This window comes from Pseudomonas sp. FFUP_PS_473 (assembly GCF_002858665.1).
GTDB classification, from domain to species: Bacteria; Pseudomonadota; Gammaproteobacteria; order Pseudomonadales; family Pseudomonadaceae; genus Aquipseudomonas; species Aquipseudomonas defluvii.
In genome coordinates this window covers 1-11821 of sequence record NZ_PJQQ01000061.1, presented here as the reverse complement: position 1 = coordinate 11821, position 11821 = coordinate 1, and the positions used below count along the sequence as shown (strand labels likewise).

General features: G+C 60.3%; 9 protein-coding genes. 2 read left to right on the top strand and 7 right to left on the bottom strand.

Annotated elements, in window-relative coordinates; genetic code table 11:
• Positions 1-104: 104 nt before the first annotated feature.
• Both CYD26_RS24150 and CYD26_RS24145 read right to left on the bottom strand, forming a co-directional pair.
• Complete coding sequence (locus CYD26_RS24150) at positions 105-896, bottom strand: CSS-motif domain-containing protein (protein ID WP_065758955.1); 792 nt, start codon at positions 894-896, stop codon at positions 105-107.
• A 168-nt stretch (positions 897-1064) separates the two neighbouring features.
• Positions 1065-1760 carry a type 1 glutamine amidotransferase domain-containing protein gene (locus CYD26_RS24145; RefSeq protein ID WP_102053858.1) on the bottom strand — a complete coding sequence of 232 codons (696 nt, stop codon included), beginning with the start codon at positions 1758-1760 and terminating at the stop codon, positions 1065-1067.
• A 156-nt stretch (positions 1761-1916) separates the two neighbouring features.
• On the opposite strand from CYD26_RS24145, the gene CYD26_RS24140 reads away from it, so the two are divergent.
• Both CYD26_RS24140 and CYD26_RS24135 read left to right on the top strand, forming a co-directional pair.
• The gene (locus CYD26_RS24140; RefSeq protein ID WP_065758957.1) at positions 1917-2366 is read left to right on the top strand and encodes a nucleoside deaminase; all 450 of its coding nucleotides are present in this window, start codon (positions 1917-1919) and stop codon (positions 2364-2366) included.
• 36 nt (positions 2367-2402) lie between these two features.
• Positions 2403-3653: a nitrogen regulation protein NR(II) gene (locus CYD26_RS24135; protein ID WP_158240143.1), complete on the top strand. Its 1251-nt coding sequence runs from the start codon at positions 2403-2405 to the stop codon at positions 3651-3653.
• A gap of 23 nt (positions 3654-3676) precedes the next feature.
• Here the strand turns inward: CYD26_RS24135 and CYD26_RS24130 are convergent, their stop codons facing one another.
• From CYD26_RS24130 to CYD26_RS24110, 5 genes are all read right to left on the bottom strand, one after another.
• Positions 3677-4729 (bottom strand): HEAT repeat domain-containing protein, encoded by a 1053-nt coding sequence (locus tag CYD26_RS24130; RefSeq protein ID WP_102053856.1) that lies wholly within the window; start codon positions 4727-4729, stop codon positions 3677-3679.
• Between the two features lie 181 nt (positions 4730-4910).
• Positions 4911-6335 (bottom strand): efflux transporter outer membrane subunit, encoded by a 1425-nt coding sequence (locus tag CYD26_RS24125; RefSeq protein WP_102053855.1) that lies wholly within the window; start codon positions 6333-6335, stop codon positions 4911-4913.
• On the bottom strand, positions 6332-9511 hold the full coding sequence (locus CYD26_RS24120) for an efflux RND transporter permease subunit (RefSeq protein ID WP_102053854.1): 3180 nt from the start codon (positions 9509-9511) through the stop codon (positions 6332-6334). The genes CYD26_RS24125 and CYD26_RS24120 overlap by 4 nt, the downstream gene beginning before the upstream one ends.
• 12 nt (positions 9512-9523) lie before the next feature.
• The gene (mexE, locus tag CYD26_RS24115) at positions 9524-10765 is read right to left on the bottom strand and encodes a multidrug efflux RND transporter periplasmic adaptor subunit MexE (RefSeq protein WP_102053853.1); all 1242 of its coding nucleotides are present in this window, start codon (positions 10763-10765) and stop codon (positions 9524-9526) included.
• Between the two features lie 174 nt (positions 10766-10939).
• Positions 10940-11674, bottom strand: a complete 735-nt coding sequence (locus CYD26_RS24110; RefSeq protein WP_102053852.1) for an SDR family oxidoreductase — start codon at positions 11672-11674, stop codon at positions 10940-10942.
• Between the last annotated feature and the right edge of the window lie 147 nt (positions 11675-11821).

The window sequence follows — 11821 nt, the reverse complement described above, 5'->3', positions numbered from 1 at the left end:
TGAACCGCCGTGTACGGAACCGTACGCACGGTGGTGTGAGAGGACGGCGGGTGTGAACTCGCCTCCTACTCGATTTTCAGGTGATGACGCCTGCTCGTGCTGCCCTAAAGCTTGCGGTTGCGTCGGGAAAACAGGCTCCAGTACACAAAGGCGGAGGTAATGATGCCGACCAGTAGTAGCGAGGGCGCACTGGCAAGCATGTTGCTGCGCACTTCCTGCCAGGTGCTACCGTCCGCAAAGCCGCTGTGTACGATAAAGCCGTGTTTGTGGGACACGACGTGAAGGTACTGTTCGTTGATGTTGGTGTGGCTTATATCTTCGACAATGTCCGTCGCTGACAAGTATTCCGTACCGAATTGAACGACCACGGTCGCGGGCTCCTTGATGGCACTGATCATTTGCTGCAAAAGCAAGCCGTTGGTCAGCGCCAGTACCCCGAACGGGTATTCCTGAAGGCGGTAGTACAGAACTGGGGAGTCGGGTGTTACCTGGTTACCGGCGGCCAGCAACAGTTTCTGGTTATGGAAAGTGCCTGGGTCGACGATGATTTCGCTCTCTCCATGTTGAGTGCTGCAGTAGGCGCGGTTTTCTCTCAGCAGCACCAATGAGCGCAGATTCGGCTCGGAGACGACTTCCACGCGCAGTTTGGGCATTGCTTTATCACAGGCCAGCTCTGCAAGACTGAGCACTTTACTGCTGGTAGTGTGCAGCGTTTCGATAACGGTCTCGATTCGATCAAGCGCTTCATGAGCGGCTTTTTCAGCCGCCTCCAAATGCTTTCGGTCTACTTGCAGGGCAATGATCAGCAGGCCGCTGGCCACAGGGGTCAAACCGATCAACATGATCGTCAGGAATTCGAGCAGGACACGGCCTGCGCGTTTTTTATGGATAGCCACGGTTCACCTCTGGACGCTGAGTGAAAGCCAGGGCTCGTATGCCCCGCAGAGGGGCGTTGCGAGCTTTTCGACTGTGTCGTCAGCATAAAGGGTGTTGTGGGGCGCTCCTGTAGTCCCTGAAAACGATCCGCCGTGGTATCGGTCAACAGCGAAGGTCAGGCGTATCGGTCAGGCACGCGGCAGTGTTGCCAGTACCCGCTGCGCTACTGCCGCAGCAGATGCCGGATTTTGCCCGGTAATCAGCCTGCCGTCCTTTGAGTCAACGGCTACAAAGGACGCCCAGGGCTCTTCAGCTTTCTGATAAAGCCCGCCGCGTGCGATCAACTCGGTTTCCGTTAAAAACGGAACGGTTTTGTCCAACTCTGCCAGTTGTTCTTCGATATTGGAGAAACCCGTGACCTCACGGTCCTTGACCAACAAGGTGTGATCGCTGAGCTTGATGTTCAGCAAGCCAACGGCGCCATGGCACACGGCCGAAACAATACCGCCGTTGTCAAAAATCGTTCCAGCAATGCCTTGCAGTGCCGTGTTTTCCGGGAAGTCCCATATCACGCCATGACCACCGGTGTAATAGATGGCATTGTAGTCCTGCACCTTGACCTGCTTTGGGTTCAGGGTCGTGCCCAGCCTGTTCATGAAGGCCTTGTCTTCATACCAAGCCCAATCGATATCGGCAGCCATGCTCAGGCTATGCGGGTCGACGGGGACATAGCCACCCGCAGGGCTGACATAGTCAACTGCCAGGCCCGCCTGTTGAACCGTATCGACAAAATGCACCGCTTCGCCCAACCACAACCCTGTGGCGCGTTTGAGTGAGGGGTATTTGGCAGTATTGGTCAACACCACCAGGATTTTCTTGCTCATTACGGTCCTCCTTAGACGATCGGTGTCTTGGCGTACACCGGCAGCTCAATCTCGGACTTTTGAGCATAGCTGTCGGCTTGAAAGGTGCCATGGTGACTGCCGCGTTAATGGCCTTGTGCTAGTGTTCATTTATCCAAATGCCATTGAGTCAGCCTTATGAGCACTAACCATTCGTCATTCATGCAGGCGGCTATCGATGAGGCCCGCGCCGGTCTCGCCGAGGGCGGCATTCCGATTGGCTCGGTGATTGTCTATGAGGGCCGGATTATCGGGCGCGGCCACAATCGTCGGGTGCAGTCGGGCAGTGCAATCCTGCATGGCGAAATGGACGCCTTTGAGAATGCCGGTCGCCAGCCTGCCAGCGTGTATAGGCAAGCCACCCTTTACACCACATTGTCACCCTGCTCGATGTGTAGTGGGGCGATTCTGCTCTACGGTATCAAGGAGGTGATCATCGGTGAGAACAGTACGTTCATGGGGGAGGAGGCCCTGCTCAAGTCGCGGGGCGTGCATTTGCAAGTGTTGCAGGATCCCGACTGCATCAAGCTGATGAACGATTTTATCGCCGATAATCCGAAGTTGTGGAACGAAGATATCGGTCTATAAGTTTCAGTTGCAGCATTTCAGGACATGGAGTCGACAATGCGCATGAAGCATCTTGCTTCGCCGCTCATGCCACCGAGCGAAATGGGTGAAAAAGTCAGGCAGTTCCCTTGGGAAGACACGCCGCTGGGGCCTATCCTGAGCTGGCCTGCGACCTTGCGCATTGCGGTGGACATGCTGCTGGTATCAAAGGTGCCGACGTGCCTGGTATGGGGCGCGCAACTTTCCACGATCTACAACGACGCCTTCAACGAGATGCTGGGCAAGCGCCAGGTATTGGGCTGCAGTTTTGATGACGTGCTGGGTGAGAGTTGGGAGAAGGTTGGCCCGATCCTGTTCAAGGCGCTTTCGGGTGAAGCGACGCTGATCGAAAACCTTCCGTTGATCATCAACCGTAATGGGGCATCAGAACCCAGTTACTTCACCTTCAGTTGTACGCCTGTACGGGATGAGAGTGGCGCCATTGTCGGGGTGCTCGACAAAGTGATCGAAACCACGGCCCATGTTCAGTCCGAGCAGCAATGGCGCATGCTGGCGTTTGCCCATGAACAGCAAGTGCGGGCGCGCACCGCCGACCTTGAGCATCTCTGGCAGTTGTCGGGTGGCATGGCGCAGGATGTGAAAAACCTGCTGGGCGGTATTTGCTCCAGCTTGGCATTACTGGAGCAACGTTTGGCGCAGGGGCACCTGGAGCGTCTGGACACCTGTATTGAAAGCGCCAGGGGGGCGGCAAACCAGGCCGTTGCACTGGCAGATCGGTTACTTGCCTTTTCTTGTTTCCAGGCGCTTGACCCTCAACCTGTCAATGTCACTCAACTGATTGATGGCATGGCAGCAGTGTTAAGCCAATCCCTCGGCTCGCAGATCACCCTGCAGATGCACCTGGAGCTGTTGCCCTGGACGGTGCTGGTGGATGTCGAGCAACTGCAGCACGCGTTGCAGAGCCTCTGCTTGAATGCCTGTGATGCCTTGCCGAACGGCGGCAGGGTGATCGTCAGCACCGGCAATGTGCGCTATGACGCGTGCGAGCAGGGCCATGACGGCCTGCTGCCTGGCGATTACACCTACGTGCAGGTAGAGGATAACGGTTGTGGCATGGGGCCTGAGGCTGTGGTGCGAGCCTTCGAGCCATTTTTTACGGGCAAGTCTGCAGGGCAGGGGCATGGACTGGGGTTGGCGATGATCTACGGTTTTGTCCGGCAGTCGGGGGGACGCGCCTTGATCGAGTCCGAACCAGGCAAGGGCACCCGGGTAAGACTGCTGTTGCCTCGGCACTTGACTCAGGATTGAGTGTTGCGCAATCGCCGCAGCGCTCAGAGGCCTTGTTGTACCAGCGGATCGTCTGGGTTCTGCTGTTCCAGTTGGGCCAACAGAATCTGTACATTCTGCAACTGGCCGGTTTCCTTCCAGTAGTTGATCAGCAAGACCCTGGCCTTGCGGTTGGCCGGTTGTCGGGCAAGGATGGTTTCCAGCTGTTTCTGTGCTGCATCGGTCTGGTCGAGGTCGTGCAGGCTGGTGGCCAGGGTATAGCGGTAATCGTTGTTGGCCGGTTCAAGCTCAAGCGCTCGGGCAAACGCCAGCAGTGCATATTCATCCTGATGATGACGCAGCAGCCAGAGGCCCAGCTCATGTTGCAGGAAGGCAGACTCGGGGTGGCGCTGCAGGGCCTTGGCCAGCACCTCGCGAGAAGCGTCAGTATGGCCTTGGCGGTCAAGCAGGCGCACCTGGGTTGCCAGTGCCTGCAAGTCATCGGGTGCCAGGCTCAATGCGCGCTCCAGTGCGATGCCTGCCTGGTCGAAGCGTTGTTCGTGGATGTACAGCCGTGCCAGATGCACTTGAGCGGAGGGGTCGTCGACACTTTGCAGTACGTGTTGGTACTGTTCCAGTACATCCTGCAACGGGCCAAAGTACAGGCCGATTTCATCAGGACTGAGCCCCAGCAGGGCGTCGGCAGCGGCGAAACGTACGCTTTGATCCTTTTCATCGAGCAACGGCCCCAGCAACAGGCTGCGCTGCGCTGCCGGAACCAAGGCGGCAATGCTGGTGATTGCGGCGCGGCGTACCTGCGGGTCTTCATGCTGCAGGTCTTTGCTGGCCAGCTTCAACGCCAAGGGAGAAGGGTAGTTTGGCAATTCGGCATGCAAGCTGGCTCGGCGGATGGGCGACAAGTCGTTGCGGGCCAGTTGCTGGTAGAGCACGCGTGCGGCGCCTGGCAGGCCGTCATGGGCCTGGGCCAAGGCGTTAGCGTAGCTGTTTGTGAGCGCTGGGGAAGGCTCAGGGCTGTCGTCGCGCCAAAAGTAATTGCCCAGCCCGAGAACAATGAGCAGGGCCAGACTGATCAGCGTGTAAGTTTGACGCTTGGGCATGCTGAATCCGCGTGTACGGCTGGAGCCAAAAGTGCAGCTTGTGGCAGTGCGCTGTTGGAGTCAAATCGGTTGTCGGCGTGACGCCTGGGGGCGGGCAATTCCAGTCCTGATAAAAAAGCCCCGCAAGCCATGAGCTGCGGGGCAAAGGGTTGGTTTGCAACCAACCAAAGGAGCCGTTGCGTCAGTGCGCCGAGGCGACGGTTTCGGCTTGCCAGCCTCCACCCAGTGCCTTGTAGATGGCGACGACACCGCTATAGAGTTCAACTTCCGCTTGGGCCTGGGCATCTTCGGCGCTGAGCCGTTCACGCTCGGCATCCAGTAGCACCAGGTAGTCCACCGTACCTTCGCGGTAGCGAATGGATGCCAGCTCGGCCGCCTTGCGACTGGCCTCACTTTGGCGCAGCAGCGCAAGCAGGCGTTGCTGGCGCTTGCTGTAGTCGCTGAAGGCATTTTCCGACTCTTCCAGGGCGAGCAACACCTGCTGCTCGTAGCTGGCCAAGGCGCCTTCGGCTTCAGCATTGGCCCCGCGCAAGCGGGCTTTGACGCTGCCCAGGTCGAAGGCTGCCCAGGTAATGCTCGGGCCCAAGGCCCATGCCTGTGCCGCCGAGGAGCCCAGTTGGGAGCCGCGTGCGGCGGTGAAACCGAGAAAACCGCTCAGGCTGACCCGTGGGAACAGGTCTGCGGTTGCCACCCCGACATTCGCGGTCGCCGCCGCCAACTGGCGTTCGGCACTGCGTACGTCCGGGCGGCGCTTGAGCAGCTCGGCAGGATCACCAATCGGCAGCGCCTTGGCGATGGCGGGCAGTTGCGCCGGGGACAGGTCGACGCTCAAGGTGTCCGGACGCTGACCCAGCAGGGTGGCGATACGGTTACGTGCCCGTACCTGTTCTGCCTGCAATTGCGGCACCGTAGCTTCTACTGCGGCCAGACGCGCATCGGCACGCACCACATCCAGCTCATTGCCGACGCCGGCCTCGTTCAGGGTCTGCGTAATGGCCCTGGAGTCCTGCTGGGTTTTCAGGTTGGCCACGGCGATCTTTTCACGCAGCTGGGCGCCGCGCAGTTGGCCGTAGGCATCGACCAGCTCGGCGATCAGGCTGACCTGTAGCTGCTGCAAGTCGGCTTCGGCAGCGTCCTGTTGCGCCTCACTGGCTTCCAGTTGCCGCTGGATACGACCAAACAGATCGAGCTCCCAGGCCATATCCAGGCCCAGGTCATAGCGCTCGCTGTTGACCCGATGGTCGCTCTGGCCTGGAATCTGGCCTTTACCCAGATCACTGCTGGCGCGGCTGGTCACGGTTGGCAGGGCATCGTTGCTGACGTCATCGCGGATCGCCCGCGCGGACTTCAGACGGGCGAACGCCACGCGCAGCTCACGGTTATCGGCCAGCGACTGAGCCACCAGCTGGTTCAGCACCGGGTCATCGAACTGGCGCCACCAGGCTGCTTCAAAACGGTTGCGGTCGAAGGCTTTAGGCGCCCCCGGCTGGTCCGCTGCACTCAGGTGTGCCGCTGCGGTATCAGGTGCGCGGTAGTCTGGCCCGACCGCACAGGCGGCAAGGGCCAGCACCAGCAGGCTGGGCATCAACAGTCTAACGTGGCTCATGCGTGCTGCTCCCGCTGGGCAACCCGGGCCGCCTTGCGGGCCTGGCTGCGTTCGACATAACGACGGATCAAGACAAAGAACACCGGGGTCAGCAACAGGCCGAAGAACGTTACCCCGATCATCCCGGAGAACACCGCGACACCCATGGCATGACGCATTTCAGCACCGGCACCGGAAGAGAACACCAGTGGCACGACACCCATGATGAAGGCGATCGAGGTCATCAGGATGGGCCGCAGACGCAGGCGGCAGGCTTCCAGTACCGCTGCCAGCGGGTCGAGGCCTTCTGCCTGCTTATCCTTGGCGAACTCGACGATCAGAATCGCGTTCTTGCAGGCCAGGCCCACCAACACGATCAGGCCGATCTGGGTGAAGATGTTGTTGTCGCCACCGGACAGGATCACCCCGGTAATGGCCGACAGCAGCGTCATGGGCACGATCAGGATCACGGCCAGTGGTAGGCTCCAGCTTTCGTACTGGGCCGCCAGCACCAGAAAGGCCAACAGCACACAGAGCGGGAACACGAACAGCGCGGTGTTGCCGGCAAGGATCTGCTGGTAGGTCAGTTCGGTCCATTCGAAGGTCATGCCGTTGGGCAGTTCTTCCTTGAGCAGCTTCTCCATGGCTTTCTCGGCTTGCCCGGAGCTATAGCCTGGCGCTGCGGCACCGTTGATTTCGGCCGTGATAAAGCCGTTGTAGTGCATCACCCGGTCGGGGCCGGCGGTGTCGCTGACCTTGATGAAGGTCGCCAGCGGGATCATCTCGCCTTGGTTGTTGCGCACCTTCAACTGGCCGATCTGCTCGGCATCAAGGCGGAACTGCTGTTCAGCCTGGACGTTAACCTGATAGGTGCGGCCAAAACGGTTGAAGTCGTTGGTGTACAGCGAACCCAGGTAAATCTGCAGGGTGTCGAAGATGTCGTTGATCGCAACGCCATGGGTCTTGGCTTTTTCGCGGTCAATAGCAGCATCGACCTGTGGCACGTTGACCTGGTAGCTGGTGAACAGCCCCGCCAGCTCCGGCACGCCACGGCTCTTGGCGATAATGTTCTGGGTTTCCTTGTACAGCGCTTCATACCCCAGGTTGCCACGGTCCTCGATCTGCAGGCGGAAGCCGCCGATGGTACCCAGGCCCTGTACTGGCGGTGGGGGGAAGATCGCGATGTAGGCGTCCTGGATGTCCGCGAACTGGGCATTCAATGCGGCAGCGATGGCGCCGGCCGACTGGCTGGGGTCCTTGCGCTCATCGAAGGGCTTGAGCGGAGTGAACACGATGCCGCTGTTCGGGCTGTTGGTGAAACCGTTGATCGACAGGCCCGGGAAGGCGACCGAATCGGCAACGCCAGGCTGCTTGAGGGCAATCTCGCTCATCTTCTTGATCACCGCTTCCGTACGGTCAAGGCTGGCCGCATCGGGCAACTGGGCGAAGGCCACCAGGTACTGCTTGTCCTGAGCCGGGACGAAACCAGTCGGCGTCGAGGTAAAGCCCAGCCAGGTCATGACCATCAATCCGCCGTAGACGAACAGAGCAATGCCGCTGCTGCGGATAACCCGTCCTACGGTGCCCACGTAGCTGTGGCTGGCGCGCTCGAAGAAACGGTTGAACGGGGCGAACAACCAGCCGCCCAGCAGGCGCTCAAGGGCCTTGGAAAAACGGTCCTTGGGTGCATGGTGGTCTTTGAGCAACACCGCTGCCAAGGCTGGCGACAAGGTCAGCGAGTTGAAGGCCGAGATCACGGTGGAAATGGCGATGGTCAGGGCGAACTGCTTGTAGAACTGCCCGGTGAGGCCGGAAATGAACGCCGCCGGTACGAACACCGCGCACAGCACCAGTGCCGTGGCGATGATGGGCCCGGTCACTTCGCCCATGGCGCGCTTGGTGGCTTCCAGCGGGGTGAGGCCAAGGCCAATGTTGCGTTCGACGTTCTCCACCACGACGATGGCGTCGTCCACCACGATCCCGATGGCCAGCACCAGGCCGAACAGCGACAGCGCGTTGAGCGAGAAGCCGAACAGGTGCATGACCGCAAAGGTACCGATCAGCGAAACCGGCACTGCCACCAGCGGAATGATCGAGGCGCGCCAGGTCTGCAGGAACAGGATGACTACCAGTACCACCAGGATCAGCGCTTCAAACAAGGTATGGACGACCGCTTCGATGGAGCCACGGACGAACACGGTCGGGTCATAGACGATGCTGTAGTCCATGCCTTCAGGGAAGTTCTGCTTCAGCTCGTTCATCTTGGCCCGCACTTCATCGGAGATCTCGATGGCGTTCGAACCTGGACGCTGGAAGATCGGGATGGCGACGGCGGGTTGGTTGTTCAACAGCGAGCGTAGCGCGTACTGGCTTGAACCGAGCTCGACCCGGGCGATGTCTTTCAGGCGAGTGATTTCGCCGTCGGCACCGGAACGGATGATGATGTTCTCGAACTCTTCTTCGCTGACCAGACGGCCTTGGGTGTTGACCGACAGCTGGAAGCTGGTGGCGCCCGGTGCGGGTGGCGCACCCAGTTGCCCTGCGGCAACCTGACGGTTTTGCTCACGGATTGCGGCCACCACATCGCTGGCGGTCAGGTTGCGCGATGCGGTCTTGTTCGGGTCGAGCCAGACCCGCAGCGAATAGTCGCCCATACCGAACAACTGTACGTCGCCGACACCGCCCAGGCGTGCCAGCTCGTCCTTGATGTTGAGGATCGCGTAGTTGGACAGGTAGAGCATGTCGTAGCGGTTATCTGGCGAGGTCAAGTGCACGACCATGGTCAGGTCGGGCGAGGCCTTGTCGACGGTAATGCCGATCCGCGTCACTTCTTCGGGCAGTTTCGGCTGGGTTCGGGTCACGCGGTTCTGCACCTGCACTTGCGCGTTGTCCAGGTCGGTGCCCAGGGCGAAAGTGATGGTCAGCGTCAGCTTGCCGTCGGCGGTGGACTGCGAGGACATGTACAGCATGTTCTCCACGCCGGTGATGGCCTGCTCCAGTGGCGCGGCGACGGTTTCACCAATGACCTTGGGGTTGGCGCCCGGGAAGTTGGCGCGCACTACCACCGTCGGTGGTACCACTTCCGGGTACTCGCTGATCGGCAGTTGGAACAGCGAAATGCTGCCAGCGATCAAGATCAGCAGTGACAGCACTGCGGCGAAGATCGGCCGAGTGATAAAAAACTTGGAAAAATTCATCGGTGGTGTCCCTTAACCGCGTGGTGCCTGGTTACTGGCGAGCTTGACCGTGGTGTTGCCCATCGGTTTGCCCTGGGTGCTGGCTTCAAGTGCCTGACGTTGCCGGGCGAGGGCGGCCAAGGTCGCTTCGCTGGCCATCGGTGTGTCCTGCGGGGTTACTGGCGAGCCAGGGCGAACCCGCTGCAGGCCCTTGACCACGATGCGCTCGTCCTTGGTCAGGCCGCTACGAACGATGCGCAGGCCTTCCAGCTTCGGCCCCAGTTCGACCGCGCGATAATCGGCCTTGTTGTCCTTGTCCATCACCAGCACGAACTTCTTGCCCAGGTCGGTACCGACGGCTTCGTCGTTGATCAATACCGCGGAGTAAGTGGCACTGCCGACCAGCTTCAGGCGTGCATACAGCCCAGGGGTGAATTGCCCGTCGCGGTTGTCGAACACGGCACGGCCGCGGATGGTGCCGGTCTTGGGGTTGACCTGGTTGTCGACGAAGTTCATCTGCCCCAGGTGTGGGTTGCCCTGTTCGTTGGACAGGCCGAGGTACACCGGGGTGCTCTGGCCACGCTGACCATCGCGGGCCAATTGGCTGTACTTGAGGTAGACCCGCTCGTCGGCATCGAAGTAGGCATACACCTTGTCGGTGGAGACCACACTGGTCAGCGGCGTGACATCGGCGCTGACAATGTTGCCTGCGGTGTACTGGGCGCGGCTGACGCGACCGCTGATGGGCGCGGTGACGCGGGTGAAGCTCAGGTTCAACCGGGCCAGGTCCAGTTGCGCCTGAATTGCCGCGACGCCGGCGCGTGCTTCGGCAGCGGCGCTGGTGCGCGACTCGGCCAGCTCGGCGGAAATCGCATTGCTGCTGCGCAGGCGCTCGCCACGTTCGGCTTCGTTGGCGCTGCGGGTAGCGGTGGCACGGGCTTGCTGCAGTTGTGCCTCAAGGCGGCGGACTTCTGCCTGGAACGGGCGCGGGTCGATCTGGAACAGCAGGTCGCCTTTCTTCACCTGAGCGCCTTCGGTAAAGGCCACCTGATCGATCTGCCCGGAGACACGAGGCCGAACCTCTACGGTTTCCGGCGCTTCCAGCCGGCCGGTGAATTCGTCCCATTCATTGACAGGCTGCTCCAGCACCTTGGCCACACTGACCGTGGGCGCGCTGGGTGCTTGTACGGCTTCAGGGGTACGGCCGCAGGCACTCATGACCAGAAGTGCCAAAGCGGCGAGGGGATAACGCAAGGGTTTGAGTGACTGCTCCATGGAGAGAATCCGCCAATTATTGAAAGTGGGCGAATTCTGCGTGCTAGAGCGGTCAACAACGAATCGAACGAGGCGAAGGTAACTATCACTGGGAATGATGGATGGTGCTGGATCCCTATCATCAGTATCAGCGATAGGCGTCGCCTGGCCCGTCCAGGGGCGCGTGGTTGGGCATCAGGCCTGCTGGCGGGTCGCTGCTAGAACGATCTCGCGGATGCACACGCCTTGGGGCTGGCCATAGGCGTAGTCGATGGCATTGGCGACGTCGTCGGCCGAGAGCACCACGCCACCCATGTCCTGTTTCCAGGCGTGGTAACCGGTCTTTATGGTTTCGTCGGTGGTGTGGCTGAGCAGTTCGGTTTCCACCGCGCCCGGCTCAATGGTGATGACCCGGACGTTGTGCGGGGCCAACTCTTCACGCAGGTTTTCCGAAAGGCCTGTGACGGCAAACTTGGTGCCGACGTAGGCCACGTGGTTGGAGAAGGTTTTGCGCCCGGCGACGGAGCTGACGTTGATGATGGTGCCGTGTTTGCGCGCTACCATGCCACGGGCTACGGCGAGGATGCCGTTGAGCAGGCCACGTACGTTGATGTCCAGCATCTGATCCCATTCCGATGGGTCCTGTCGGGTGATATCGCCCAGCAGCATGACTCCGGCATTGTTGATGATGGCATCCGCCGGGCCGAACTGTTGCTCGGCCTGAGCGACCGCGTCGAGCAACGCGGCGCGGTGGGTTACATCCACTGATACCGCCAGGGTGTCAGGCAGGTTCAGTGCCAGCATGGGTTCCAGGCGACGCGCCAGCAGTAGCAGCGGGTGTCCACGACGGGAGAGCAGTCGGGCGGTGGCTTGGCCAATACCGGAACTGGCGCCGGTGATGACAATGAGGGGCTTGCCGGTAGTCGTCATGAAAGGTGCTCCTGGGATCGAAATATTTGATGGCTTGAGGTGGGCGAAACTATAGATTTCTCTAGAGAGCCTTATATGGACGCCTCCCGGAGCTCAATAGGTAGCCATGCTGGCGCGTAGGTAGGAGCAGTCTTATATCCGGCCTGT

What these genes read in the sequence shown, in the direction of transcription:
- CYD26_RS24145 (WP_102053858.1), bottom strand. Translation starts at nt 1,760, where the DNA reads ATGAGCAAGAAAATCCTGGTGGTGTTGACCAATACTGCCAAATACCCC.
- CYD26_RS24140 (WP_065758957.1), top strand. Translation starts at nt 1,917, where the DNA reads ATGAGCACTAACCATTCGTCATTCATGCAGGCGGCTATCGATGAGGCC.
- CYD26_RS24135 (WP_158240143.1), top strand. Translation starts at nt 2,403, where the DNA reads ATGCGCATGAAGCATCTTGCTTCGCCGCTCATGCCACCGAGCGAAATG.
- CYD26_RS24130 (WP_102053856.1), bottom strand. Translation starts at nt 4,729, where the DNA reads ATGCCCAAGCGTCAAACTTACACGCTGATCAGTCTGGCCCTGCTCATT.
- CYD26_RS24125 (WP_102053855.1), bottom strand. Translation starts at nt 6,335, where the DNA reads ATGAGCCACGTTAGACTGTTGATGCCCAGCCTGCTGGTGCTGGCCCTT.
- CYD26_RS24120 (WP_102053854.1), bottom strand. Translation starts at nt 9,511, where the DNA reads ATGAATTTTTCCAAGTTTTTTATCACTCGGCCGATCTTCGCCGCAGTG.
- mexE (WP_102053853.1), bottom strand. Translation starts at nt 10,765, where the DNA reads ATGGAGCAGTCACTCAAACCCTTGCGTTATCCCCTCGCCGCTTTGGCA.
- CYD26_RS24110 (WP_102053852.1), bottom strand. Translation starts at nt 11,674, where the DNA reads ATGACGACTACCGGCAAGCCCCTCATTGTCATCACCGGCGCCAGTTCC.